Here is a 26586-nt window from a genome sequence, read left to right as displayed (position 1 = left end):
GATAAGTGCTTAGCAAGATAGGTGTTATTAGCTTTATTCTAGGCGAAAAAAAACCTCACCCAAAGGATGAGGCTTTTTCTTAAACTACAGGGTTATTAACGAGCTTCGTCTGCGGCTTTTTTGCGCTCAGCCGCTTCTTTAATAACCTGATCAGCCACGTTCTTCGGACATGGAGCGTAGTGTGAGAACTCCATCGAGAACTGACCACGCCCAGAAGTCATCGTCCGTAAGTCACCGATGTAACCAAACATTTCTGACAGAGGCGCTTCTGCTTTAATCCGAGCACCGATAGGCGCAGTATCTTGTGATTTAATCATCGCACGCCGACGATTCAAGTCACCGATGGTGTCACCCACGTGTGCATCCGGAACGAACACATCAACTTTCATGATTGGCTCAAGAATTTGCGGGCCAGCTTTTGCCATCGTTTGACGATAGCCACCTTTAGCCGCAATTTCGAAGGCAATCGCAGAAGAGTCAACTGCGTGGAAACCACCGTCACGTAAAGTTACTTTGACGTCTTCAACAGGGTAACCCGCTAATACGCCTTTACCCATGCTGTCACGGAAGCCTTTTTCAATCGCCGGCCAGAATTCGCGAGGTACGTTACCGCCCACTACGACCGATTGGAAAGTAAAGCCAACACCTGGCTCGTTTGGTTCCATGGTGTAGTCAATCTTACCGTATTGACCAGAACCACCCGATTGCTTCTTATGCGTGTAGCTATCTTCAATCACTTTAGTGATCGATTCACGATAAGCAACCTGAGGTTTACCCACATCCACTTCGATACCATGCGTGCGACGTAAAATGTCGACTTTAATATCTAAGTGCAATTCACCCATCCCTTTCAGGATAGTTTCATTGGTTTCTTGGTCAGTCTCAACGCGGAATGAAGGGTCTTCCTGAACCATTTTGTTCAGAGCTACACCCAACTTCTCAGCCGCTGCTTTGTTTTTCGGTGCAATCGCAATCGAGATAACTGGATCTGGGAACACCATTGGTTCCAACGTCGCAGGATTATCCGGATCTGCCAAGGTATGACCCGTCTGGACATTTTTCAAACCGATCAATGCAACAATATCACCTGCTTGAGCAGTATCAATCTCAGTACGGTCATTTGCATGCATCTCTACCATGCGGCCTACACGCTCTGTTTTACCCGTAAAGGTATTCAGAACGGTATCACCTTTCTTGATAGTACCAGAGTAGATACGCACGAAGTTTAAGGCACCGAAACGGTCATCCATGATCTTGAAGACCAAGCTACGGAATGGGCGTTTAGGGTCAACAATCGCTACTTCACCAGTCGGATTCCCTTCGATGTCAGTCTCAGGTTGTGGATTAACTTCCATTGGGTTAGGCAGATAATCAACCACACCATCTAATACCAACTGTACGCCTTTGTTCTTGAAGGAAGAACCAGGGAAAGTTGGGAAGAAGTCCATCGCGATTGTACCTTTACGGATACAAGCTTTGATGGTTTCTATAGGGGGTTCTTCGCCACCTAAGTACATTTCCATAGCGTCATCGTCTTGCTCAACTGCAGTTTCGATGAGTTTTTCACGCCATTCTTCAACTTTCTCAACCATATCGGCTGGAACATCTTCGATGGTGTATTTGAGTGGATCCCCAGAGTCGTCCCAAATCCAAGCTTTGCGAGTTAATAAGTCAATCACGCCCACAAAGGTATCTTCAAAACCGATCGGTAGAACCATGACTAAAGGCTTAGCACCTAACACGTCTTGCACTTGTTGAACTACGCGATAGAAGTCAGCACCAATACGGTCTAACTTATTGACATAGATTAAACGTGCAACTTTAGAGTCGTTCGCATAACGCCAGTTTGTTTCAGATTGTGGTTCAACACCGCCAGAACCGCAGAATACACCGACACCACCATCCAGAACTTTTAAAGAACGATACACTTCAATCGTGAAGTCAACGTGCCCGGGGGTGTCGATAACATTGAAGCGATGGTCTTTCCAGAAGCAAGTGGTTGCTGCAGACTGAATCGTAATACCGCGTTCTGCTTCCTGCACCATGAAGTCCATCGTGGACTCACCTTCGTGCACTTCACCGATTTTATGAATTTTACCGGTTAATTTCAGAATACGTTCTGTGGTAGTCGTTTTGCCCGCGTCAACGTGAGCGAAGATACCTATGTTCCGGTATTTGCTTAAGTCCGTCATTTGTTTAGTGTCTCATTTAAATACAATAACCTGCTGGCCTCGTTCCTAAAGCTTTTCAACTTAAGCTCGATTTGCCAACAGGAGTGTTCTGCCGATCTTATCTGCAACGCCTATGCTTCATGCAGGCTCACAAAGGTTGGCAATTTTAAGCGACTGCCCCTTGATTTGGAATACCTTTTATGCATTTTAAGCGGTGCAATACTATACACCATCCGTCACGCCGGTTTAAGGGGGTAGGATGGATATTCTCAAGCAGCTTGTTTGGCAGCTACATATTTAGCAAAATTATCTAAAATAGCCTGCCAGCCCGCTTGTTGTTGCTCAATACTATGAGTGGGTTCAGCATCAAAGGTTTCACGTACCCGAATGCCTTGAGCGGTTTGCTCAAATTCCACTCTTAAAATACGCTCACCGAAGCTAGCCTCGATTAATTCATAGGGGACGATTTTGATATAAGTGCCTGCAAAATCGAAACCCAGGCTGCCATCTTTCGCTTCCATGCGTGAGGAAAAGTGGCCGCCTTCTTGTAAATCAACCGAGGCTTGTGTGGTATGCCAATCAGCAGAGGCCGCATTCCATTGCACAATGTCAGCTGGTGTAGTCCATGCTTTCCAAACCACATCAATGGGGGCTGCAATTATTGTTTCAACCGTAATTTTCATTGCCTGACTCCCGCATTTATCAAGGTTTAAACTACTTGTCGGTTAAGCTTAAACCATCAGTTTTACAATCTGGTTAAGCTACTTAGTTTAGTATAATCCGACTTACCAATGAGCACGTGGATTAAAAGCTAACTCCTTAGCCATCTGCTCATAGAGTTCTTTCGCCCGTGGCGTATCGGCAGCAGGCAGGGCAATTTCCAAAATCAAATACAAGTCACCGGCTGGTTTACTTGGTAAGCCCTTTTCCTTCAAACGCATTTTTCGTCCAGAACGTGAATTTGCAGGAATTTTCACATCTGCATGGCTACCATCGGGCAAGGGGACTTTCACGGTTGCCCCTAAGGCTGCTTCCCAAGGGGCTACTGGCAAGGTCATAGTCAAGTCACTGCCCTCCAGTTTATATAAACGATGCGGATTAAACTCGACTTCTAGCAGTAAATCGCCTGCACCCCCTAAACCCGTTTGGCCTTGCCCATTCAAGCGAATTTTTTGACCCGACTTAATCCCTTTCGGAATATTCACGGTTAAGGTGCGATCACCGCTGGTGCTGCGTAGGGAAATATTCCGCTTAGCGCCTTGTAAGGAGTCTTCCAAGTCAATTTGGATTTTGGTCTGCTGGTCTTGGCCACGAGTGCTTTGGCGTGCACCCGAGTTTTGTCCAAAGCCTTGTTGGTTAAAGCCACCGCTGCCAAAGCCTCCACCCATATTGCCAAAGATTGACGAAAAAAAATCGCTGAAATCAGCTTGTCCTCCCGAGCCGGAGCGAAACTCAAAACCAGCCCCACCACCCGGATTCCAACCTGGAGGCGGACGAAAATCTTGGCCTTGTTTCCAATTCGAGCCTAGTTGATCATAGGCTTCGCGCTTTTCAGTGTCTTTTAGCACTTCGTAAGCTTCACCCACTTCTTTAAAGCGTTCTTCAGCATCTTTTTCTTTACTCACATCGGGATGATATTTGCGTGCCAATTTACGATAAGCGGCACGGATTTCGTCGGCTGTTGCCGAGCGCTCTACACCTAAAGTTTTATAGTAATCTTTGTATTCCACAGAAATCTCCTTGCCTGCAAATCTCAGGTTCTCTGGACGGCTAAATATGGGCAAAAAAGTGTTTTACAAGAGTCTAAAAAGTACCGACCAAAACTTTTTGCTGCTTGTCAAGTTTTTTGTTTTTGTGCCCTTGAACTCTGTAAAGGTCGCCCCTATTCATTGGGGCATAGGCGATACCGCCCAAGCTAATAAAGCGGAGATATAACATGTACAGCACCTTATTTAACTTTTCAGATGATCTTTTTAACGAGTTAGAGAACTTACAACGCCATTGGGTAGGACGAAATATTCTATCAAATATTCGCCCCGTTGCGCGGGGTAGTTTCCCTGCAATTAATTTAGGCTCAACACCTAGCTCGGTGGAAGTGTATGCCTTTGTTCCAGGGGTGGATGCGAAAAGCTTAGATATTCAGATTGATAAGAATCTACTTACCCTACAAGGCGAGCGGGTTTTACAGTTACCGAAAGAAGACAGCAAATTGACCGTCTATGCTCAAGAGCGCTTCTCCGGTAAGTTTAAGCGAGTGATTACTCTGCCTGATGATGTGGATGTTAGTAAAGTGAGCGCGACTTATAAAGAAGGTGTCTTGCACATCAGTATTCAACGTCGCGAAGAAACTCAAGCTAAACGCATCGAAATCCAATAAGGCTTAAAGAGATTAAGGAGTAAACGATCATGACAGAATTAACTAAGCAAACCGCTACGGATAAAACTAATGAACTTGCAACTTTACGGCCTTTAGTGACGATTGTTGAAGAAGACAGTGGTTTTACTTTAACAGCAGAATTGCCCGGTGTACCTAAAGAAAATGTACAGGTGCATGTTGAAAATAATGTTTTAACTTTAGAAGGTGAAATTCGCCTATCAATCCCAGAGCAGATGGAGTCGACCCATGCTGAAGTCAGCACGGCTAAATACAAACGTGCTTTTACCCTCAGCCGTGAATTGGACTCGACCAAGATTGAAGCCAGTCAACGCGATGGGGTTTTAACTCTGCACATTCCTAAAGCTGAACACGCACAGCCTAGGAAGATTGAGGTGCAAGTAGGATAGTTTAAACACGGAGCTAAATGAGCTAAATTAAAATACCCCTGAGATTTTATTTAAGGAATCAGGGGTAGTTTATGGGATGCTTTAAGCCCAAGCTTCATGTCACTAATATGAACTATTAAAACCGTGGCACGTTTTACATTTGAAAAGGCTGCTCACAGATAGCTGCCCCAGTACCTCTCTTAAATTCATACCAACCATTTTCTTTTGCAGTGGAGCACCCAGTAATAAATTCAATCATGGGGGGCGTAGATGGTGGTTGTGCAAATTTAACCCTCCACAAGTTACCGTCTATACCTAAATTGATTCTTCTTTTTTCAATAACTTTCAGATTGACTGCTTGAAAGGTAGGCTCTAACAGATCGTGATAGTATTTATCCATATCATAGCTCATAGATTTATACAGAGAGCCACCACCATCGACTTCTCCAGTCTTGACATTTCCAAAGAAAGAACCGACGTCCTCTGTACCTTTCATTAAAACAAACTCATAGAGCATCGGTTGATTGTTAGTGTCATAGAAAGTTTCTCCTCTAGCTATATAAGCTCCATTTGGAATTACTCCATGATGAGTCGCTAGTTTCTTTTCAGCATTAGCTCTAGCGATATCAAAGGTATTTTCTATTTGTGATAAGCCGATGGCATGAGTGCATGCCGTATTAAAAAGTATAACCCCTAGCGTAATTCCTAGTAGTTTTTTACTAAATAGTTTCATTATGAACTATACCCATATTAATATTTCTTATTCACGGATAGATATAGATTAAAGTTTAATCTATATCAAAGAGTAGAATTTTAGTATTAGTTATCTGCTTGGTATTATAGCAGTGACTGCAGTGATATCAGCTCTAGAATACGCTCTCTCCGCTGGAGTTGACCAACCTGTTTTTACAAAAGCGTAATCATTAGCTGATCCAGTATTATCATCATAGCCAAAAGAGACAACAGAATGTCCTCCTATAGCACCATTGGGAGCTTTTGAAACAGCTGTTACTACTGGGCGACTTGCATTGATTTCAGCAACTAAATTGTCCCAAATGAAAAAGATGGTACTATTACTTACGGAAAAGTTAGGATAACCTCGAGCTTTGGCATATAAAATACCATTGGGGGCATTATAAATTGATGTAGAACCAGCTTTATTAGTTCCTACACAACTAGTGCTCATATAGCCTCGGAGTTCGTTGATGGCATATCTCAGATCGGCATGGGAGGCATCTGGATGATTGTTATTTGTGGCACTTCCAATTAAGTTTGGAAAGCCATAACGGTCGCCATATTCCATTACCATCGCCCAAGCGACGGGTGTACATCCTGCGTAGCATGTGCCTCCAATTAGCCCACCTTTAGTCCATGCTCGGTTTTCTTGTAAAAGATTGTAGACATTACCACCTGCGTACTGAACCATCTTGCTTTGAGTATCGTTATAAGGATCGTTCAGTGTGCCCTTAATCCGTGCGCTTTTCTCTAGATTAAAAAGATAGGATGAAAAATCTTTATTAATCAAAGCATTTCTGTATAAATTGATCTCATCCAAAAGTTCCGCTTGGACTCTTTTATGGCTAGGTTTAGGCGTGTTAAAGTCAAATTCGATGGGAAAAGGGCTAAAAACATAAAAATCGCCAATCTTTGGTGTATTTTTATATTTTTTCAATGAGCTGGTATTGCCTTTCAGTTTTAAACCAACCACATACTCGGCCACATCTAACTCATAGAGTCGAGTTTCTACTACTTCTATCCCTTCTTTTGATAGAGTAGATTCTAATTCTCTAGTATAGCTTTTTAGCTCATGGCTGAATGAAGCACCATGTGTTCCATAGGATGAAATGACAGAGCTATTTTTATCAACATTGACAATGATTGATCCACTTTCTGTACCCTGTTTTGAGTAAATAGGGATTTCATAAGAAGTAATTTTATTATCTAGGTTATAAAATGTGTTGCTCTGGCTGATCGCTGATCGCTGATCGCTGATCGCTGATCGCTGATCGCTGATCGCCATGGACTATTTGTTTTTTCAAGTTGATAGGCAACAAAGCCCTTTGCAATTTGTTGAGCCTCTAATTCAGTGACAATGGAGTTGCTTTTGTCTTCTGGCTCACTGCTGAGACTGACTTGTGAGAATAGTAAAATGCTTGAAATAACGGTCATCGACAACTTGCTCTGTTTAGTTATCATCTAAATCATCCTGATTACTGAGTATTAAATATAGAGATTCGGATTTTATGATTGTTTTTTACATAAAACAACGATATTTTTCTGCACGAAAAACTAAAGATTTAGACTATTAGTTGTTTGGTATAAAAGCTATTTGATTTTACTTGAAATAATATCTCTTGTTATGCACATAATTTGATGTCAGAAGATGAATAAAGAGTAGTGATGTATTCGATTCCTTATTATCTAGGTGCTCCCTTATGGGCAGTGAATGAATGGAAAGGCGACTTTTATACCAAAAAGGCGAAGCCTGCCGAATATCTCAAACAATACGCACAATTCTTCAATGCCGTTGAAGGCAATACGACATTTTACGCGACTCCTTCAGAAGCAATGGTGGCACGTTGGTTAGAATCCACACCAGAAACCTTCCGTTTTAGCTTTAAATTTCCGCGGGTCATTACCCATGAATATAAGCTGCAAGGCGTAAGTGCTGAAACTAAAGCTTTTCTGGAGCGGATGCAGCCTTTGGGGCAACGCTTAAATGGGTTTTTAATTCAACTTCCTGCTTCATTTACCCCTGCGATGTTACAGGCTTTAGCTGAGTTTATTCAAAGCTTACCATCCATTTATAAGTACGCAGTCGAAGTACGCCACCCCGCCTTTTTCACCGATGTAAGTATTCGCCAACATTATAATGAACTGTTGCAGAGTCTAAACGTAGATCGTGTGATTTTTGACAGCCGCCCAGTACATTCAGCACCGGCCATAGATGAGGCTACTCAAGAGGCTCAGCGTAAAAAGCCGCGCTTACCGGTGCAATTAGATACTACCGCGCAAGCGCCCATGCTTAGATATATTGGTCATCCCGTACTCGAAGAAAATCAAAAATTCCTAGAACCTTGGGTAGCACAAACGGCACGTTGGCTTGAGGCGGGCATGAAGCCGTACATTTATTTGCATACGCCGAGTAATGTGCAAGTGCCGGTGTTAGCGCGGCAGTTTCATTCGATGTTGCAGAAGAGGGTGGAGGGCTTGGTGGATTTGCCGGCGTTTCCAACAGAATTGGTGTTACCTGTTTAAATATAGTTAGGTGTTTGCTATGGCAAAGTATTAGCAGTATCGGCTTATTGCTATGCTAGGCTATATACCCATGAATCATAGGTGGTCTAGCTTTATGCCAGCTCAGTCTAAATCTCAGTTAAGTGAGGTTACTTATTTAGCACAAGAGTCGAGTGCTTATGAAAAAAGCGAGTTTCTTAATGGCGAAATCTTCGCAATGGCGGGTGCTAGTCGTGCACACAATCAAATTACTTCCAATCTAGTGGTTGCCATAGGCTCTAAGCTGTTGGACAAACCTTGTAGCGTGTACTCAAGTGATATGAAAGTGCATACCTTAAGCAACAACATCAGCAAGTATAGTTATCCCGATATCGTAGCGACTTGTGGCAATGAGCAATTTGAAGACGAAAAGGCTACCGTACTTCTAAATCCCCTACTGATTATTGAAGTGTTGTCGGATTCGACAGAGGCTTATGACCGTGGTTTGAAATTTTTCCACTATCAACTTATTCCTTCATTACGCGAATATATGTTAGTGGCTCAGGATTATTGCCGAGTTGAACACTATTATCGGCAAGCCGATCAGCAGTGGGTGTATTCGGAATTTCATAGCTTTGAGGATGTGCTGGTTTTGCATACCTTGGGTTGTGAGCTGAGGGTGATGGATATTTATCGGCGGGTTCTCTAGAGGCGTTGTTTTTTTTCTTGCACACATTCGTGCTGACCTCAAGGAAAAAGGCACACCGATGAAAGCTTATGATCTGTAAATTGCGGCGGGCATTTAGTCGATCCTCTCGCCCAAAGTAGACAGTTTAAGAAGCTATGTTTCATTTGCTACTGGACTTTGTTAGTCATTCGCAGCGTGTAATCATGTTCGATTGTAATCCACCTCCATCCGTTCAAAATTCGTGCACATCCAACAGTATTGCTAACCTCAGTCTATTTAGCCAGTTTCAACGCTTCTTGTTGGTACTCGTGGCTGCGATGCTGTTACGTCGTGCTTTTGGACTTGCGGATTTGGTCTTGCTCATCTTTCAGTGCCTTTTGATTTCATCGGAAAGATACTCGCTTTTCCTGCTGCCCACTAGCAGTGGATATCAAATCAACGTGGGCGCACAAAATTGAATCCCTGAAGGTGGTTGCATAAGCAGCTAGTTTGATTTAATTTAATTCCTTACGTTTTAAAAAGTAAGGAAGTAGGTGGCTTTATGACAATTGCAACCTTAACTAGTAAAGGTCAAATCACAGTTCCCAAAGACATTCGCCAGCATTTCAATTTGCAAGCGGGTGATCGTCTTGAATTTGTTTGGGTGGGTGAGGAGTTAAGGGTTCGTCCCGCTTCACGCAAAGTGGATGAAGTATTCGGTAAGTATAAAAAAGCTAAGCAAAAGCCAGTGACTGTTGAAGAAATGAATGCAGCCATTGTGGAGCGTTTTACTAAGGATGCTTCGTGAAGGCGCTAGATACCAATGTCTTAGCGCGTTTTTTGATGAATGATGATGAGCTGCAAGCGCAACAGGTTTACCAAGTCTTTAAGGCTGCTGAGGCGGCGCGTGAGCGTTTTTATGTTTCATTACTAGTTATTATTGAATTAATTTGGGTGCTGGAGTCATGCTTTAAGTTGTCGCGTTTAGAGGTTTTAGAGGCTTTGCAGGATTTAATGTTCCTTCCAGTTTTAGACTTAGAAGGTTCAAATACCCTACAAAGCTTTATAGCAGAGGCTTCAACAGTTAAGGCGGATTTGTCTGATTTGCTAATTGCGCATCAAGCAAGGCATCAAGGATGTATAGAGGTTTATACCTTTGATAGGAAAGCACTACGATGTCCGATTTTTAGTAAATTATCGGTTCGGTGATAGCTAAATTCTAGAAAATTTCATTGCTTGACAAAAGCTGTTTTGCTATCCTTGCGCGCCTTATAGTGTTTGAATCGCAGTTTTGGAGAAATCACATGGCTCGTGTATGCCAAGTAACAGGTAAGCGGCCGATGTCCGGTCACAACGTTTCGCACGCCAATAATAAGACTAAACGTCGTTTTTTACCCAATTTACATACGCATCGTTTCTGGGTAGAAGCTGAAGAACGTTTTGTGACTCTGCGTGTTACTACTAAAGGTTTACGTACCATCGATAAGAAAGGTATCGATGCAGTGCTAGTAGAGCTGCGCGCGCGCGGCGAAAAAGTTTAGTTCTGGAGTAGAACAACATGGCTAAGAAAGGCGGACGTGAGAAAATTAAGCTAGTTTCTACTGCAGAAACCGGTTTCTTCTATACTACAACTAAAAATAAGCGTACGACTCCTGATAAATTGGAGTTTAAAAAGTACGATCCAGTTGTACGTAAGCATGTTATTTTTAAAGAAGCAAAAATCAAATAATTAGCCTGTTCCTTGAGGCCTATTGTGATGATCCTTGCTTGAGAAAGCCCGCACTTGCGGGCTTTTTTACATTATACTAAAAAGCTCATATTAGGTGGGTAGACCTTTTAATGAGAGTATTAGTAAATATAGGCCATTAATAATAAATAATTATGGTCTTCCAAAATAAATTCCGGGATGAATGATGGAACCTTTGTTGTTATGGATTTTGGTGGGCGTGTTAGTTTTGCTCATCGTCGTTCCGTTTCTGATTGGCTTGATGCTATCTCCTTATCAACGTGCGACTCGGGTTGAATTAGTCAAAGCACCCATTGATGCGACTTGGGGAGCCTTGAGTGATCTCTCACGTCAAACTGAATGGCGTACCGACCTCAAGAGTGTACAGCTTAAGGATGATGATGAAGGTATGCGCTGGGTGGAAAATCTAGCTCATGGTGGAAAAATTACAGCGCGTAAGCAAAAAGAAGTGCTGAATAAAGAAATTATTATCCAACTTTCTAAAGGTTCTCAGGTGATTGGCACTCGTGAAGCCGTCTTAAGTGCAGTTCCGGGTGGAACACGTATTACCTTCACCCAAACCACAGTGACCAAAAATCCGTGGCAGCGTTTAAACATGCACATGGGTTCTAAGATCGACAAACATTTACAGTCTTATATTGAGCAATTTAAAGCCCGCTTTACGCGCTAATTTGCCACTGTTTCGCACAGTTTAGTGCGACTGCTGTTAATACGACTGGTTCATTGGCTTGCCCTAGCTTAGCAGCTAGGCTCGCCAGGCTTTTCCCCAAAATAGGGTGCAGATATTCGGGGGCTAATTCAGCTAATGGTTGCAGGACAAAACGGTAATTTAAAATATCGGGATGCGGCAATTTCTGCGCGGGCTGTATAAGATCGGCATAAAGCAGTAAATCGAGATCCAAAGTACGAGCACTGAATTTTTGATGACTTTGAGTGCGGCCTTGCTGAGCCTCTAACTCTTTCAGCCAAACTTTAAGTTCTGTACTGGGAAGTTCAGTATAAAAACTCACAACCGCATTTAAAAAAGCTTCACCTGCAAAACCAACCGCAGCGCTCTGATAAATCGTTGAGCAACGCAAATTTCCAAAAGTCTGTTGTAGTACTGCTAAACAAGCGCATAGATTCGCTTCAGGCTCGATATTACTGCCTAAACTAACATATACCTGTGGCATTAGCGTTTTCCGCGCTCGATTTGTACACCGACTTCAGCTGAACCTTTCACGGCAAATGGTTTGCCTACGGTGACACGAATCCACGGAACCTGCATTTCATTCATTAAAGTCTTGGCTATTGCCTCGGCTAAGCGCTCGACTAAATCGTAATGATCCGCTTCTACTAATTGCACTACGCGCTGAGCAGCAGTTTTATAATTCAAGGTATCTTCAATCTTATCGCTAGCAGCGGGAATACGGTTATCCCAAGCCATTTCTAAATCCACGCGAATTTGCTGCTGAATACTTTTTTCCCAAGGGTAAATGCCGATACGGGCTTTAATGCGTAGATCGCGGATGTAAACGATGTCCATATAATAGGTTTTGCCTGGCTGCTGAACAGAGTGCTTATTGTAAACTAGGTGAATGAAAAGCCTAGTAAAGAGTTGACATGCATTATAATGCTCAGTATTATAATCAGTATTAAGATTAATTTTTCAAAATGTGAGCACACATCAGGAGGAGATGTATGAATTCACAATCCGTTCTCATAGCTGGTGGTGGCATTGGTGGCCTGGCTACCGCCTTAGGTTTAGCCCGGAAAGGGAGGCGCTCAATCGTATTAGAGCGTGCTGCTGAACTGGGCGAAATTGGCGCTGGTATCCAAATCGGCCCGAATGCTTTCCACTGTTTCGATTATTTAGGTGTCGGCGATGAGGCTCGCTCTAAAGCTGTTTATATCGACAGTTTACGCTTAATGGATGCGGTTAAAGGCGAACAGATTGCAGCGATTCCTTTAGATGAGCCTTTCCGTGAACGCTTTAAAAATCCTTATGCAGTGGTACACCGGGCTGATTTGCATGGTGTATTGCTGGATGCTTGTCGCGCGAATAACTTAATCGAGTTGCGTACCTCACATGCTGTAGAGCGCTATGAGCAAGATGGGCAAACGGTGCGCGTTTATTGCAAAGACAAAGGCGTACTCGAAGGCCAAGCCCTAATTGGTGCGGATGGTTTGCGTTCGAATATTCGCCAGCAATTAGTCGGCGATGGCGAGCCACGGGTTTCAGGTCACACCACTTATCGTTCAGTGATTCCTACCGAACAAATGCCTGAAGATTTACGTTGGAATGCCGCCACGCTATGGGCAGGCCCCAAATGCCATATTGTGCATTATCCACTCAAAGGCTGGAAAGTTTTCAATCTAGTCGTCACTTATCACAATGATGTGAAAGAAGCAGTTGCTGGGAAAGTGGTGAGTAAAGATGAGGTGCGCCAAGGCTTTGAGCATATTCACCCGCGTGCGCAACAGATTATTGAGCATGGCGAAAATTGGAAGCTATGGGTGCTTTGTGACCGTGATCCGATTATGAATTGGGTGGATGGACGCGTGGCTTTATTGGGTGATGCAGCCCATCCAATGCTGCAATATTTTGCGCAAGGCGCTTGTATGGCGATGGAAGATGCGGTGTGCCTAAGCCATATGTTTGAAGTGCATACCGATAATGTTGAGTTGGCCTTACAGAACTACTTAGATCAACGTATGGCACGCACTGCACGTGTGCAGCTCAGTTCACGCTTGATTGGTGAGTATATTTATCACCCTGAGGGAGCCAAAGCCGCGGTGCGTAATCAGGTGATGTCACGGCGTAGCCCTGAAGAATATTACAACAGTTTAGCGTGGTTGTATGGTGGTACAGGTTTAGAGGCTTGAGGAGGAATTAACATGTCATTAACTGAAAAACCGATGGAGACGCCTGAGCGTTTAGCCTTCTACGACAAGATAGATACGCAGTGTTTCACACCTTTGTGGGCAGTGTTGTCGAATATTATTACCCCCGAGCCGAAAAGTGCCTGTGTACCAAATTTATGGAAGTTTGATTTAGCCAAAGAATGGCTGCTTGAAGCCGGTGGCTTGATCACAGCGAAGGAAGCTGAGCGGCGCGTACTGATTCTGGAAAATCCGGGCTTGCGGGGTCAATCAAAAGTCACTACTTCTTTATATGCTGGTTTACAATTAGTTATGCCTGGAGAGGTGGCACCTGCGCATCGGCATAGTCAATCCGCTTTACGTTTTGTAATGGACGGTGCAGGTGCGCATACCAGTGTGAATGGTGAACGTACACTGATGCAGTTTGGGGATTTCGTGATTACGCCGCCACAAGCTTGGCATGATCATGGTAATGACACCAAGGAGCCAATGATTTGGTTGGATGGCTTGGATATTCCGATTGTGTCTTTCTTTGATGCGTCCTTTGCCGAAGGCTTGGGTGCAGATGAGCAGGAAATTACTCGTCAAACCGGCGATAGTTGGGCACGCTATGGGGCGAATATGCTGCCAGTTGATTTTGAAAAGAATCGTTTAGCTTCACCGATCTTTAATTATCCGTATGCACGTTCGCGTGAAGCTTTGTACCAAATGCAGCGTCAGCAAGAATGGGATCCTTGTCACGGCATCAAGATGCGCTATATCAATCCTGTGGATGGTAGCTTTGCGATGCCAACGATTGCGCCGTTCTTGCAGTTGTTGCCAGAGGGCTTCAAGACTGCGCCTTATCGCAGTACCGATGCGACCGTTTTTGTCGTAACTGAAGGCACTGGGCGTAGCCTCATTGATGGGCAAGTCTTCGAGTGGGGGCCAAAAGATATTTTTGTAGCACCGAGCTGGAAATGGATTACTCATGAGGCTCAAGGTGAAGCCGTCATGTTTAGCTATTCGGATCGGGTAGCACAGCAGAAATTAGGTTTGTGGCGTGAGCAGCGCGGTCTTGCTTAAATTAAATCATTGACTAGGACGGAGAAGTTCCATGACGAATTATGTAATCAACCCGCCAGCAATCGCTTCAATAGCAGTAGCTGGTTCAGAAGCGCGTTTTCCAGTGCGTCGGATTTTCTGTGTAGGCCGCAATTATGCAGCACATGCCCGTGAAATGGGACGTGATCCTGATCGTGAGCCACCATTTTTCTTTACTAAGCCTGCGGATGCCGTGGTTGATGACCAGCAAACCGTTGCTTATCCACCCGAAACCAATAACTTCCACTATGAAGCCGAATTGGTGCTCGCGATTGGCAAAGGCGGCGTGAATATTCCTGAAGAGCAAGCGCTGGAGCATATTTGGGGTTATGCGATTGGCAATGACTTGACGCGGCGTGATTTGCAACTAACCGCGCGTGAGCAAGGCCGTCCTTGGGATTGGGGTAAAGCCTTTGACCGTTCGGCTGTGTGTGGGCCGATTCATCCAGTCAGTGAAGTTGGGCATATCGAACAGGGTGCAATTCGCTTAAGCGTGAATGGCACGGTGAAGCAAGATGCGGATTTGAAAGAGTTAATTTGGTCGGTGCCAGAAATTGTTTCTATTCTTTCGCGCACGATGGAAATTAAAGCCGGTGATTTGGTATATACTGGGACTCCAGCGGGCGTTGGCCCCCTAGTTCCGGGTGATGTTTGTGTGATTGAAATCGCGGGGCTGGGTTCTATTACCACCACTATCGGCGAGCGAGCAGTTGCATGAGTGAGCAAAAACCGCTATTGCACAATTATTTCCGTAGTTCCACTTCGATTCGGTTGCGGGCAGCACTGAATTACAAAGGCTTTGATTATGAGTATGTCGCGCATAATTTGCGGACTAATGATAACTTTAAACCTGAGTATTTAGCCAAGAATCCAGCCGGTTTAGTGCCGGCTTTGGAATTGGCTGATGGTACCGTGCTGACGCAATCTCTGGCGATTATTGAATGGCTGGAAGAAACGCATCCAAATCCGCCATTATTGCCGAGTGATCCAGTGGGGCGGGCACAAGTACGTTCTATGGCTTATATGATTGCTTGCGAGATTCACCCGCTGAATAATCTGCGGGTGCTTGAGCAAGTGCGATCTTATGGTCAGGATGAGGCGGGTGTCACTGCTTGGTTCCATAAATGGGTACATACAACTTTTGCACCGCTTGAGCAAATACTAGCAACTAGCCCGAATACTGGCACATACTGCTACGGCGATACACCAACGATGGCGGATGTCTGTCTATTCGCCCAGATGTTTAATAATCAACGCTTCAAAGTCGATACTTCAGCTTATCCAACCATTGAGCGGATTTTCGCCGCTTTAAGTCAGCTTGAGTCTTTCCAGCAAGCTGCTCCTGCTAAACAGCCTGACGCAGTAGCCTAATATGACCAGTAGTTTTGCAGGTTTACCCGGTCATCTTCTTCGCCGCTGTCATCAAATTGCGGTGGCGATTTTTTTAGATGAGTGCAGTATTTATGATCTAACTCCACTGCAATTTGCAGTCTTGATTGTATTGTCTGAACAGGGTTCGCAAGACCAAGTTACTTTAGGTGGGGAAATCGCTTTAGATCGTACCACCATTACCGTAGTGGTGCGTAATCTAGAGGAGCGTGGCTTAATTGTGCGTGATAAATCAGGGCGCGACCAACGCTCGAAAATAGTGAGTATCACTGCTCAGGGGCAGGCTTTGTTGGATGAGGTTTTGCCAGCAGTGCATCAAGCGCAAGTCCGAATTATGGCTCCGTTAACGGCGGACGAGGGTGCGCAACTCTTAAAGCTTTTGGATAAATTGGCCGAAGGGAATAATGAGTTGAGTCGAGCGCCAGTACGTAAGCGCAAGACTCGTCCTCAATAAGCTTGCACAGGTGGCTTACAAAGAGCCACCTGTCTAGTTATGACTATACGTTTTGCTCTTCAGCCCGCTTGCTGACCAAAGAAGCAATGATGACTCCAATCGATACCAACAGAATCAATAAAGTTGACAGTGCATTGATTTCTGGATTCAAACCTAAGCGCACTTGGCTATAAATTTTCATCGGTAAGGTGGTCGAGCCGGGGCCTGAGGTGAAGGAGGCAATAACCAAATCATCCAGCGACAAGGTAAAGGCCAATAACCAACCTGCAATAATGGCTGGCAGGATGATCGGTAAAGTCACCTGAAAGAAGGCAGAGAGTTTGGTACAGCCTAAATCTAAAGCCGCTTCCTCTAACGATTTATCAAAACTCACCAAGCGTGAAGAGACAACGACAGTCACAAAACACATGGTTAATGTGGTATGCGCTAAGGTAATAGTCCAATAGCCCCGATCTAGACCAATCGCTACGAATAATAAAAGCAGGGCTAAGCCGGTAATAACCTCAGGCATGACCAGTGGTGAATACACCATCCCAGAGAATAATAAGCGACCACGAAAGCGTCCAACGCGCGTCAAGACAATTGCAGCCATTGTGCCCAGAATGGTCGCTAAACTAGCACTTACCAAGGCAACTTTGAGTGTTACCCAAGCCGCGGTCATGAACATTTCATTTTGAAATAGGCTTACATACCATTTGGTCGAGAAGCCACCCCAAACGGTCACTAATTTCGACGCATTAAAGCTAAACAAAATCAGTAACAGAATCGGCAGATACAGGAAGGAAAAAGCAATAATTAGGCTGGTTAAATTAAACCAACCAAAACGGGTTACATTCATGCTTCGGCCTCCCGTTGACGTTCTTGCATCCGTTGGAAAATCACAATCGGTACTACTAATGACAATAGCAAGACCACCGCGACCGCAGACGCTACTGGCCAGTCACGATTGCCAAAGAATTCGCTCCAAAGAGTTTTACCGATCATCAGTGTGTCTGAGCCACCCAGTAAATCAGGGATCACAAACTCGCCCATTGCTGGAATAAACACTAAGAAACAACCTGCGACCACGCCCGGTAAGGACAAAGGAAAGGTCACTTTCCAAAAAGCTTGAATCGGTGAGCAACCCAAATCGAGTGCGGCTTCAATTAAGGTCTGGTCAAGTTTTTCTAAAGTGGCATACAACGGCAGCACTAAGAAGGGTAGGTAAGAGTAAACAATGCCGATATAGACTGCTGTCGGGGTGTTAATAATCGCGAGGGGCTGCTCAATTAGCCCTAAGCTCATCAAGCCCATATTGAGCAAGCCTTCAGGTTTGAGTATCCCAATCCACGCATACACGCGAATTAAGAAGCTCGTCCAGAAGGGTAGAATAACTAGCATGAGTAAGACGGTTCGCCAACGCTGAGGCGCTTTCGCTAAACCATAAGCCATTGGATAACCAATCAATAAGGTCAGTAAAGTAGAAATAAAGGCAATTTTTAAACTATTTAAGTAAGACAAAAAATAAATTTTGTCATCCAACAACCAAGCAAAGCTTTCAAGATCAAGTTGGCTGATAAAGCTAGTAATGCCTGACCAGCCTTCGGATAAATTTAAGGTGGGAATATACGGCGGCAGTGCATTAGCGGCATCAGATAGTGAGATTTTAACGACGATAGCAAAGGGTAGTAAAAAGAAAATCAGCAACCACAGGAATGGGATTGCTATTAATAAAAACCGTCCCCAATCAAATTGGCGTTGCATAGCATCCTCCTTAGCGTTTGAGAGGCACAGCAGCTGTTAAGGACCAAGATAACCATACCGTATCTTCCCAAGTAATCGGACGATTGCGTAAACGGCGTAGGTTAGCCATTTCTGATTTTAAGGTACTGCCATCCGGTAAACGCACATGATAAGTTGAGGTATCGCCTGAATACGCAATATCCCAAACAATACCTTGTACCGCATTCACTTCACCTTGCGGTTGTTCTTTGCTAACAATAACTTTTTCAGGACGTACGGCAAGCCATACTGTTGAGGCGGTTTCTAGCTGCACATCACTGACTAAACGGAAGTGATTGCCTTGTTTATCCTTGAGTTGATATTCCTGACCGTTGTAAGTTTCGACCGTGCACTCAATAAAATTCACATTACCGATGAAGTCAGCTACATAACGCGAATTAGGGGCTTCATAAATATCAGCAGGCGTGTCTAATTGCATGACTACACCTTTATCCATGACCGCAATTCGGCTGGCCATCGTCATGGCTTCTTCTTGATCATGGGTGACGATCATGAAGGTCATGCCCAATTTTTCCTGCAAGGTCATCAGTTCAAATTGGGTTTTTTCACGCAGTTTTTTATCCAGAGCACCCAAGGGTTCATCTAGCAATAATAGTTTCGGGCGTTTGGCTAAAGAGCGTGCTAAAGCTACCCGTTGACGTTGGCCACCAGATAATTGATGCGGCTTACGCTGGGCAAAGGGCTCAAGCTGGACTAAAGCAAGCATTTCTTTCACTCGCTCATTAATCGCCTCAGCGCTTTGGCCTTCTTGTTTTAAACCGAAACCAATATTCTTAGCTACGGTCATATGTGGAAACAGAGCGTAAGATTGAAACATCATATTGATGGGGCGCTTATTTGGTGGAATATGGCTAATGTCTTCACCACCAATCAAAATACGTCCACTAGTCGGGGTTTCGAAACCTGCTAGCAAGCGCAACATAGTGGTTTTACCACAGCCCGAAGGCCCAAGCAGAGCGAAGAATTCACGCTCATAAATATCTAAATTCAAATTATCCAAAGCGGTATAGTCGCCGAACCGCTTAGTAACGTTTTCAAAACGAATTAGTGGTTTTTGAGTGGTATCCAACCACGGTGCAAAGACTTTGCGCTGTTCCGGTGCATCCGCCATCTGTGGTACTCCTTCCGACACCCAACAATAATGAGATTTGCTATATAGCAGTTTGAAACACCAGCTTCAAAACCTTTGAAGCTGGTGTGATACTAGAGCTAACGTGAATTTATTGGCCGCTTTTTATAGTGGTCCAAGCACGATTCACTAAACGTTGAGTTTTAGTATCAAAAGGTAACATGGTGAAAAGATTTTTCAGGGTCTCCTCAGTTGGATAGATCGCTGGATTACCTGTAATTTCTTTCTTAATAAACTCCTGAGAGGCTTTATTCCCATTTGCATAAGACACTGCATCAGAGATACGCGCTATATTTTTTGGCTCCATGATAAAGTTAATAAACTCATGTGCTTCAGCGACATTCTTCGCATCTTTAGGAATCGCCATTTGGTCGAACCACATTAAGCTACCTTCTTTAGGCACGCTGTAGTTGACAGTGACACCATTTTTCGCTTCCACTGCCCGTGTTTTGGCTTGGAAAATATCTCCAGAATAACCAACTGCTACACAAATATCGCCATTGGCAAGGGCGGTAATATATTCAGAAGAGTGAAATTTCTTAATATAAGGGCGGATTTTAATCAATAGCTCTTCGGCTTTTTTCAAATTATCTGCACTAAGGTCTTTAGGATCTAAACCCAAATATTTCATAGCTGGTGGAATAATTTCAGAGGGTGAGTCTAAAACATAAATGCCACACTCAGCGAGTTTGCTGGCGTTTTCAGGTTTGAACACAAGATCCCATGAATCAACGGGTGCATCTGGTAAAAGCTTTTTAACTTTTTCTTCGGAATAGCCAATCCCAATCGTACCCCACAGATAATTGACAGAGTATTCATTACCCGGATCATAAGCAGCTAAGCGCTCATTGATCATATCCCAGGTGTTACTTAAGTTAGGAATCTTTGATTTATCAAGCTTTTGGAAAACACCTGCCTGAATTTGCCGTCCTAAAAAGTTTGCACTAGGTACAACCAAATCATACCCTGAAGAACCAGCTAGGAGTTTAGTTTCAAGGAGTTCGTTGGTATCAAAAACGTCATAGTTGACTTTGATCCCTGTTTTTTCGGTGAACTCTTTGAGCACCTCATTATCAATATAGTCAGACCAGTTATAGACATTCAAACTACGCTCTTCAGCAGTAGCTACTGAAGCACTTAGGGCTAGGGTACTAGCAAGTATTACTGATACAGCTAATTTTTTGAAATGAGCTAATGTTTCCTTCATCTAAAATTTCCCCTTAGATTTAAACTAACTTCCCAAATACACCGCTTCATTATAGGGATTAAGCCTAGTTTTGATGAACACTTTTTTACTTATGTAAATGTGATCACAATATGGCGTTTGATCACCAATGGGTCAAGTACTTTGACCTATTTCCAGTCGTTTAGTGCCAAAAAATCTCTAAGCTTACTAACGACTAACGAGGCGCACTTAACTCTGCAAACTTGCTGCTATGCAACATATGCTCATGTAGTAATTAAGCAGCTTGCAGTTGACTTTTTCATGGCAACCCCTGAAAATGTGATCACATAATCTCAATAACCGACTAGAAACTAGTCCGAAGCGTGCAATCATGAGCGATCAAACCACTCATATCTCTCTCCAATCAGACTCTCAAGACGATTTAAAAGACCTCATTCGCCGTTATCATATCGATGAAGTTGAATGTGTAGTGGCCGATATTCACGGGGTCGCCCGTGGTAAAGTCATGCCAGCTTCACGATTCGGCGAGTTACAACCGGCTTTTTTACCGTTTAGTATTTTCTTTCAAACCATTACAGGCAAGTATTTCGAGTTTGATTCTGAAGAGTACACCACTGAAATTGACCTGCGTTTAGTACCTGATTTATCTACTGTGCGGGCTTTACCTTGGGCACGACATCCTAGTTTGATGGTGATTCATGATCTCTACTATCAAAACGGTATGCCGGTTCCTTGTGCACCTCGCAATGTCTTACGGCGCGTCATTAATAAATATGCGGACAAGGGTTGGAAAGCCATTGTTGCGCCTGAGTTAGAGTTCTATCTTACCGAACGCAATATTGACCCTGATATTCCTCTTAAACCGCCCGTTGGTCGTTCAGGGCGGCAAAGTGTTGGCCGCCAAGCTTTCTCAATGATGGCTTTAGATGAATACGAACCGATTATTGAAGATATTTACAAGTTTGCTAGTGCTCAAGGTTTGGAAATTAATACCATTATCCAAGAAGGTGGCCCTGCACAACTTGAAATTAACCTCATGCACGGTGATCCACTGTTATTGGCAGACCATGTATTTATCTTCAAGCGCCTAATCCGTGAAGCGGCCATGCGCCATAACTGTTATGCCACTTTCATGGCTAAGCCAATGGAGCTGCAACCGGGTAGCGCGATGCATATTCATCAAAGCGTCGTCGATGCCAAAACCGGCAAAAACATTTTCTCTGATGCAAAAGGTGAGCCAACTCCATTTTTCTATAACTTTATTGCAGGCCAACAAACTTATTTAGAAGCAGCTACCTGCATTATGGCGCCTTATGTGAATTCATTCCGCCGCTTAATGCCAGGCTATTCTGCACCCATTAATTTGGAGTGGTCAGTAGACAATCGTTCAGCGGGCTTACGTGTTCCACGCAGTCCACCGGATGCACGTCGTGTCGAGAATCGGATTGCAGGTATGGACACCAATCCTTATTTAGCGATTGCGGCGAGCCTCGCTACGGGTTATCTGGGGATGGTGCATCGTTTAGAGCCAAGTACTGAGTTCCTCGGCAATGCGCAGCATGATACCAAATACGGTTTACCGCGTGGTTTGCAGGAAGCAATGGTGGCTTTTGATGATTGTGAAGAACTACAAGATTTGTTAGGTCATCAGTTCTCTGACATTTATAAAGCGCTGAAAGCGTGTGAGTTTGAAGAATATATGCAAGTCGTCAGCCCTTGGGAGCGTGAGCACTTGTTATTGACCGTTTAAGGAAAGTATGACAATGACAAATTATCAAGCACAAGATGCAGCTCATCATATTCACCCATTCACTGATACCGCGCATTTGAATCAAAAAGGGGCGCGGATCATTACACGCGCGGAAGGCGTTTATATTTATGACAGCCAAGGCAATCGCATTCTTGATGGCATGGCAGGTTTATGGTGTGTCGGGGTCGGCTACGGGCGCGAGGAAATCGTCCAAGCCGTCGCCACGCAAATGCGTGAACTCCCCTACTACAACACCTTTTTCCAAACCAGCCACCCGCCTGTCATCGAACTAGCAGCACGTTTAACGAGTTTGGCACCTGAGCAAATGAATCATGTGTTTTTCACCGGTTCTGGCTCGGATGCGAATGATACGATTTTACGGATGGTACGGCATTTTTGGGCAGCACAAGGCCAGAAAGAACGTAGTGTGATTATCTCACGCAAGAATGCTTATCACGGTTCAACCGTAGCGGGTGCGAGTTTAGGCGGCTTTAGTGTGGTGCATGAGCAGGGCGGCTTACCGATTCCGGGGATTGTGCATATTAACCAGCCTTACTGGTATGGCGAGGGTGGCGATCTCGATCCGAATGAGTTCGGGCTGCAACGTGCACGTGAATTGGAAGCGAAGATCTTAGAAGTTGGTGCTGATAAAGTCGCGGCTTTCATTGGTGAGCCGATTCAGGGCGCTGGCGGTGTCGTGATTCCTCCGGCTAGCTATTGGCCAGAGATTGAGCGCATTTGCCGCAAATACGACATTCTCTTGATTGCGGATGAAGTGATTACTGGCTTTGGACGTACCGGTGAATGGTTTGGCTCTACCTATTATGGTATCAAACCAGATTTAATGACCATTGCTAAAGGTTTAACTGCTGGCTACTTACCTATGGGTGGGGTATTGGTCAGTGACCGTGTGTTTGATGTAGTGGCAAATCACGGTGAGTTCTATCATGGTTATACCTATTCAGGACATCCCGCTGCTTGTGCAGCCGCTTTGGCTACGTTGAATATTTTAGAGCGTGAGAATTTGCCGGGTCGGGTTAAATCTGCGATTGGCCCTTATATGCAGGAACGCTGGCTAAAATTAGCTGAGCATCCGCTGATTGGTGAGGCGCGCATGGTGGGTTTGGTCGGTGGTATTGAGTTGACTCCAGACAAAGCCAAGCGTGCCCCTTTCAAAGTTGAGAAAGGCACGGTCGGTTTAATGTGTCGCGAGAATAGCTTTAATAATGGCTTAGTCATGCGCCATGTGGGCGATACCATGATTATCTCACCACCGCTGGTGATTAGTGAGTCTGAAGTTGATGAGCTGATTGAAAAGGCGACCCGTACTTTAGATCAAACTTATGCTCAAGCGAAGGATAAAGGTCTGTTAAGTTAATGCCATCGGGTTCTCTTTACGCCAATGATCAGCCGGGGCAATACCCGGCTTCTTGGTACGCCGCGACTGCTCATTTCCTCCCTGAGTTTTCTTCACTAACCGATAAAGTGACTGCCGATGTTTGTATTGTTGGTGGTGGCTATACAGGTTTATCCGCTGCACTGCACTTAGCTGAAGCGGGTTATAAAGTAGTGCTCTTAGAGGCGCATCGAGTCGGTTGGGGTGCATCTGGGCGTAATGGCGGGCAAGTAGGCACTGGCTTAAATAAAGACCAAGCTGAGCTGGAATCCATGTTTGGTAAAATCCAAGCCAAAGCACTCTGGGATTTATCCTTAGAGGCGGTGCAATTGTGCAAAGATTTAATTCATCAGCATAAGATTCAATGTGATCTACAAGCTGGGATTATTCATGCGGATCATCGCCAACGCTTTGTGAAAGGCAGCCGTGAGTTTGCAGAAAAACTACAGCGTGATTATGACTATCAAGCGATTCAGTTCTTAGATCAAGCTGCGCTTCAACAGGAGCTGCATTCACCATTGTATTACGGGGGCGTACTGAACTTAGGTGCTGCACATTTACATCCTCTCAATTATGCCTTGGGTCTAGCACAAGCTGTGCAGCAAGCAGGGGTGACAATTTATGAACGTTCGCCAGTTTTGAGTTATAGCAATGGCTCACAAGTTGAGGTTAAGACCGAGCAAGGTACCGTTACGGCTAATTATCTAATTCTGGCCTGCAATGGCTATTTAGATAATTTAGAGCCTAAAGTCGCTGCGCGGGTGATGCCGATTAATAATTATATTGTTGCTACTGAGCCTTTAAGCGTGGCTCAAGTCCAAGATTTAATTCCTAATCGTTATGCGGTGGCTGATTCAGCCTTTGTGGTGAATTATTTCCGCTTGAGTGCGGATAATCGTTTGTTGTTTGGCGGTGGTGAGAGTTATAGTTTTCAGTTTCCAAAGGATATTCGGGCTTTAGTTCGCCCACGTATGCTTTCAGTGTTTCCGCAATTAACCGAAACTAAGCTAGATTATGCTTGGGGTGGTACGCTGGCAGTTACAGCAAATCGCCTACCTTATTTCACCCGCTTACAGCCGAATGTGTTTTCAGTGAGCGGCTATTCAGGGCATGGAGTGGCCTTAGCCACTTTAGCCGGTAAGTTATTAGCTGAAGTGGTGGCAGGCACGGCTGAGCGTTTTGAAGTGATGGCAAAATTACCGAACTGGCCTTTCCCCGGTGGTACTTTATTACGTTGGCCCTTATTAGTGACTGCAATGTTGTATTATTCACTTAGAGACAAATTATAACTTTAAGGAATTAAACTAATGCCAGCATTATGGTCACAAGAAGTCTTTGTGAAGGCTTGGGAATATGCGTCTATTGCGCATCACGGTCAAACTTATTCAACTCCTAGTGCAGTATTACGTTTAGATTATCTGACGCATGTCGGTGCGGTTGCGATGGAGCTGATGCACGGTTTAGCCACAGATCAGCAGGGTTTAGATTTTGATTACGCCCTGCAATGTGCTTTATTGCATGATGTGCTTGAAGATACCCCCCGTACTTATTCTGAGCTGGCCGCTGAATTTGGAACCCAGATTACGGATGGTGTTGCTGCACTAAGTAAAAATCCAGACCTGCCACGCACCGAGCAAATGCTGGATTCACTCAAGCGTATTCAACAACAACCAAAAGAAGTCTGGGCGGTAAAATTAGCGGATCGGATTAATAATTTATCAGCTCCACCCGCGCACTGGACGAGTGAACGTAAACTCGCTTATCGGGCTGAGGCGCAAGTGATTTATGATCATTTGCATAGTGCACATGCTTTATTAGCGGCGCGCTTGCAACAGAAAATTGCGGATTACGCTCAGTATTTATAAAGAATAACCAAGCATGTCACAACATCAATTTTTTGCTTTGGGTACGGCGAGTCAGGTGCCGACCAAAACACGTAATCATAATGGTTATTTTTTAAAGTGGGGCAAGGAAGGTTTCTTGTTTGATCCGGGCGAGGGTACACAGCGGCAAATGTTGTATGCGGGTGTCTCTGCAAAAGATATTACCAAAATTCTGATTACCCATTTTCATGGTGATCATTGTTTAGGTTTGCCGGGCGTCTTGCAGCGCATTTCCTTGGATAAGGTGCCACATCCAGTTAAGGTTTATTTTCCAGCTTCGGGTTTGCAGTATTTCAATAATCTGCAACATGCTTCGATTTACTACAATACAGCGACGATTGAAATCTGCCCCATCGCTGAGGCTGGGATTATCTATCAGAATGAGCAACTCACTATTTCGGCTGCTCCCTTGGATCATACGGTGGAATCTTGGGGCTACCGGATTCAAGATGTGGATACGCACACTTTGTTAGCTGATAAGTTACAGGCTTTTGGGATTCGCGGTGCTTTAACTAAGCAACTATTAGCTGAAGGGCAAATCAGTATCGGTGATCAACTCGTGAGCCTAGCTGATGTCAGTGTGCTGAAGCCTGGGCAAAGTTTTGCTTTTGTGATGGATACGCGGTATTGCGCTAATGCAGTGAAATTAGCGCAGGAAGTCGATACTTTAGTTGCAGAATCAACCTTCTTAAATGTACATACCGCTGAAGCGCAAGCGCATGGACATTTAACTGCAGCTCAAGCAGCTAGGATTGCTCAAGAAGCACAGGCTAAGCGTTTAATCCTTACGCATTTTTCCCAGCGTTATGCTGATCAAGGTAATTTTGTGGGTGAAGCCCAGCCCATTTTCCCTGAGGTGGTTGCAGTTAAAGATGGCGATAGTCTTGATCTAACACGTCCGCGTCAGGTAGTGGTTTAGCTTAGCATATCTAAAAATCAGCTTAAGCCTACGAGCCGCTTAGTTTATTGTGCATAGCAACAAAATAGGAAAAGGAGTAGGCTATAGCCAGTCTTATGAATATCTTCTTTAGAGATTTTCATATCGGAATATATCACTTTTTTCGCTTTAAAAGATCGCGGATACTAGACCGCATTCAGAAGTTTTGAA

At 44.3% G+C, this 26586-nt stretch carries 30 protein-coding genes; 19 read left to right on the top strand and 11 right to left on the bottom strand.

Going from position 1 to position 26586, the window contains the following annotated elements; translation table 11 throughout:
• Positions 1-95: 95 nt before the first annotated feature.
• The 3 genes from fusA to Q0230_RS08765 form a co-directional block, all read right to left on the bottom strand.
• Positions 96-2192: an elongation factor G gene (fusA, locus tag Q0230_RS08775; protein WP_298609546.1), complete on the bottom strand. Its 2097-nt coding sequence runs from the start codon at positions 2190-2192 to the stop codon at positions 96-98.
• Between the two features lie 248 nt (positions 2193-2440).
• Positions 2441-2854 (bottom strand): SRPBCC domain-containing protein, encoded by a 414-nt coding sequence (locus Q0230_RS08770; protein ID WP_298609545.1) that lies wholly within the window; start codon positions 2852-2854, stop codon positions 2441-2443.
• A 102-nt stretch (positions 2855-2956) separates the two neighbouring features.
• Complete coding sequence (locus Q0230_RS08765; RefSeq protein ID WP_298609544.1) at positions 2957-3901, bottom strand: DnaJ C-terminal domain-containing protein; 945 nt, start codon at positions 3899-3901, stop codon at positions 2957-2959.
• A 206-nt stretch (positions 3902-4107) separates the two neighbouring features.
• Between Q0230_RS08765 and Q0230_RS08760 the strand changes: the two genes are divergently transcribed.
• Together Q0230_RS08760 and Q0230_RS08755 are read left to right on the top strand one after the other, a co-directional pair.
• On the top strand, positions 4108-4548 hold the full coding sequence (locus Q0230_RS08760) for an Hsp20/alpha crystallin family protein (RefSeq protein ID WP_298609543.1): 441 nt from the start codon (positions 4108-4110) through the stop codon (positions 4546-4548).
• 29 nt (positions 4549-4577) lie between these two features.
• Positions 4578-4955, top strand: coding sequence for an Hsp20/alpha crystallin family protein (locus Q0230_RS08755; RefSeq protein WP_298609542.1), 378 nt, complete (start codon positions 4578-4580; stop codon positions 4953-4955).
• A gap of 133 nt (positions 4956-5088) precedes the next feature.
• Here the strand turns inward: Q0230_RS08755 and Q0230_RS08750 are convergent, their stop codons facing one another.
• Together Q0230_RS08750 and Q0230_RS08745 are read right to left on the bottom strand one after the other, a co-directional pair.
• Positions 5089-5667, bottom strand: a complete 579-nt coding sequence (locus tag Q0230_RS08750) for a hypothetical protein (RefSeq protein ID WP_298609541.1) — start codon at positions 5665-5667, stop codon at positions 5089-5091.
• A gap of 90 nt (positions 5668-5757) precedes the next feature.
• Entirely contained in the window at positions 5758-6954 is a 1197-nt protein-coding gene (locus Q0230_RS08745) for a C39 family peptidase (RefSeq protein ID WP_298609540.1), read from the bottom strand.
• 380 nt (positions 6955-7334) lie between these two features.
• Here Q0230_RS08745 and Q0230_RS08740 point away from each other — a divergent pair, with 380 nt between their 5' ends.
• The 7 genes from Q0230_RS08740 to Q0230_RS08710 all read left to right on the top strand — a co-directional run bounded on the left by Q0230_RS08740 (position 7335) and on the right by Q0230_RS08710 (position 11234).
• Complete coding sequence (locus tag Q0230_RS08740; RefSeq protein WP_298609539.1) at positions 7335-8192, top strand: DUF72 domain-containing protein; 858 nt, start codon at positions 7335-7337, stop codon at positions 8190-8192.
• Positions 8193-8286: 94 nt separating this feature from the next.
• A complete protein-coding gene (locus Q0230_RS08735; protein WP_298609538.1) occupies positions 8287-8859 on the top strand; it encodes a Uma2 family endonuclease in 573 nt (190 codons plus the stop codon).
• A gap of 520 nt (positions 8860-9379) precedes the next feature.
• Positions 9380-9625, top strand: a complete 246-nt coding sequence (locus tag Q0230_RS08730) for an AbrB/MazE/SpoVT family DNA-binding domain-containing protein (RefSeq protein WP_298609537.1) — start codon at positions 9380-9382, stop codon at positions 9623-9625.
• Positions 9622-10026, top strand: coding sequence for a PIN domain-containing protein (locus Q0230_RS08725; RefSeq protein ID WP_298609536.1), 405 nt, complete (start codon positions 9622-9624; stop codon positions 10024-10026). Before Q0230_RS08730 ends, Q0230_RS08725 begins: the two co-directional genes overlap by 4 nt.
• 95 nt (positions 10027-10121) lie before the next feature.
• A complete protein-coding gene (gene rpmB / locus Q0230_RS08720) occupies positions 10122-10358 on the top strand; it encodes a 50S ribosomal protein L28 (protein ID WP_298609535.1) in 237 nt (78 codons plus the stop codon).
• Positions 10359-10375: 17 nt separating this feature from the next.
• Positions 10376-10546, top strand: coding sequence for a 50S ribosomal protein L33 (gene rpmG, locus Q0230_RS08715; protein WP_078920598.1), 171 nt, complete (start codon positions 10376-10378; stop codon positions 10544-10546).
• Between the two features lie 181 nt (positions 10547-10727).
• Complete coding sequence (locus Q0230_RS08710) at positions 10728-11234, top strand: SRPBCC family protein (protein WP_298609533.1); 507 nt, start codon at positions 10728-10730, stop codon at positions 11232-11234.
• Here the strand turns inward: Q0230_RS08710 and folK are convergent.
• Complete coding sequence (folK, locus tag Q0230_RS08705; RefSeq protein WP_298609532.1) at positions 11224-11736, bottom strand: 2-amino-4-hydroxy-6-hydroxymethyldihydropteridine diphosphokinase; 513 nt, start codon at positions 11734-11736, stop codon at positions 11224-11226. The two genes, Q0230_RS08710 and folK, sit on opposite strands and share 11 nt — an antisense overlap.
• Positions 11736-12089 carry a dihydroneopterin aldolase gene (gene folB, locus Q0230_RS08700; RefSeq protein WP_298609531.1) on the bottom strand — a complete coding sequence of 118 codons (354 nt, stop codon included), beginning with the start codon at positions 12087-12089 and terminating at the stop codon, positions 11736-11738. Before folB ends, folK begins: the two co-directional genes overlap by 1 nt.
• A 155-nt stretch (positions 12090-12244) precedes the next feature.
• Between folB and Q0230_RS08695 the strand changes: the two genes are divergently transcribed.
• From Q0230_RS08695 to Q0230_RS08675, 5 genes are read left to right on the top strand one after another with little or no spacing between them, the layout of a single operon-like run.
• A complete protein-coding gene (locus tag Q0230_RS08695; protein ID WP_298609529.1) occupies positions 12245-13429 on the top strand; it encodes a 3-hydroxybenzoate 6-monooxygenase in 1185 nt (394 codons plus the stop codon).
• 12 nt (positions 13430-13441) lie between these two features.
• Entirely contained in the window at positions 13442-14491 is a 1050-nt protein-coding gene (gene gtdA / locus Q0230_RS08690; protein WP_298609528.1) for a gentisate 1,2-dioxygenase, read from the top strand.
• 31 nt (positions 14492-14522) lie between these two features.
• Complete coding sequence (locus Q0230_RS08685; RefSeq protein ID WP_298609527.1) at positions 14523-15227, top strand: fumarylacetoacetate hydrolase family protein; 705 nt, start codon at positions 14523-14525, stop codon at positions 15225-15227.
• Entirely contained in the window at positions 15224-15880 is a 657-nt protein-coding gene (maiA, locus tag Q0230_RS08680) for a maleylacetoacetate isomerase (RefSeq protein WP_298609526.1), read from the top strand. The genes Q0230_RS08685 and maiA overlap by 4 nt, the downstream gene beginning before the upstream one ends.
• A gap of 1 nt (position 15881) precedes the next feature.
• Positions 15882-16352 (top strand): MarR family winged helix-turn-helix transcriptional regulator, encoded by a 471-nt coding sequence (locus Q0230_RS08675; protein WP_298609525.1) that lies wholly within the window; start codon positions 15882-15884, stop codon positions 16350-16352.
• A 43-nt stretch (positions 16353-16395) separates the two neighbouring features.
• Here the strand turns inward: Q0230_RS08675 and Q0230_RS08670 are convergent, their stop codons facing one another.
• From Q0230_RS08670 to Q0230_RS08655, 4 genes are all read right to left on the bottom strand, one after another.
• The gene (locus Q0230_RS08670) at positions 16396-17190 is read right to left on the bottom strand and encodes an ABC transporter permease (protein WP_298609524.1); all 795 of its coding nucleotides are present in this window, start codon (positions 17188-17190) and stop codon (positions 16396-16398) included.
• Positions 17187-18095, bottom strand: a complete 909-nt coding sequence (locus Q0230_RS08665) for an ABC transporter permease (protein WP_298609523.1) — start codon at positions 18093-18095, stop codon at positions 17187-17189. Before Q0230_RS08665 ends, Q0230_RS08670 begins: the two co-directional genes overlap by 4 nt.
• A gap of 10 nt (positions 18096-18105) precedes the next feature.
• Positions 18106-19245, bottom strand: a complete 1140-nt coding sequence (locus Q0230_RS08660; RefSeq protein ID WP_298609522.1) for an ABC transporter ATP-binding protein — start codon at positions 19243-19245, stop codon at positions 18106-18108.
• A 109-nt stretch (positions 19246-19354) separates the two neighbouring features.
• On the bottom strand, positions 19355-20470 hold the full coding sequence (locus Q0230_RS08655) for a polyamine ABC transporter substrate-binding protein (protein ID WP_298609521.1): 1116 nt from the start codon (positions 20468-20470) through the stop codon (positions 19355-19357).
• 349 nt (positions 20471-20819) lie between these two features.
• Between Q0230_RS08655 and Q0230_RS08650 the strand changes: the two genes are divergently transcribed.
• Genes Q0230_RS08650 through Q0230_RS08630 form a run of 5 tightly spaced genes read left to right on the top strand, consistent with a single transcriptional unit; the run spans position 20820 to position 26397 of the window.
• On the top strand, positions 20820-22199 hold the full coding sequence (locus Q0230_RS08650) for a glutamine synthetase family protein (protein ID WP_298609520.1): 1380 nt from the start codon (positions 20820-20822) through the stop codon (positions 22197-22199).
• Between the two features lie 13 nt (positions 22200-22212).
• A complete protein-coding gene (locus tag Q0230_RS08645; RefSeq protein WP_298609519.1) occupies positions 22213-23577 on the top strand; it encodes an aspartate aminotransferase family protein in 1365 nt (454 codons plus the stop codon).
• Positions 23577-24884, top strand: a complete 1308-nt coding sequence (locus tag Q0230_RS08640; RefSeq protein WP_298609518.1) for an FAD-binding oxidoreductase — start codon at positions 23577-23579, stop codon at positions 24882-24884. The genes Q0230_RS08645 and Q0230_RS08640 overlap by 1 nt, the downstream gene beginning before the upstream one ends.
• An 18-nt stretch (positions 24885-24902) precedes the next feature.
• Positions 24903-25460 (top strand): HD domain-containing protein, encoded by a 558-nt coding sequence (locus Q0230_RS08635; protein ID WP_298609517.1) that lies wholly within the window; start codon positions 24903-24905, stop codon positions 25458-25460.
• Between the two features lie 13 nt (positions 25461-25473).
• Positions 25474-26397 carry a ribonuclease Z gene (locus Q0230_RS08630; protein WP_298609516.1) on the top strand — a complete coding sequence of 308 codons (924 nt, stop codon included), beginning with the start codon at positions 25474-25476 and terminating at the stop codon, positions 26395-26397.
• Positions 26398-26586 lie beyond the last annotated feature (189 nt).

This window comes from uncultured Thiothrix sp. (genome assembly GCF_937876535.1).
Taxonomy (GTDB): Bacteria; Pseudomonadota; Gammaproteobacteria; order Thiotrichales; family Thiotrichaceae; genus Thiolinea.
Note: the sequence above shows the minus strand (reverse complement) of the source record. Positions and strands in the feature narration are given on the sequence as shown.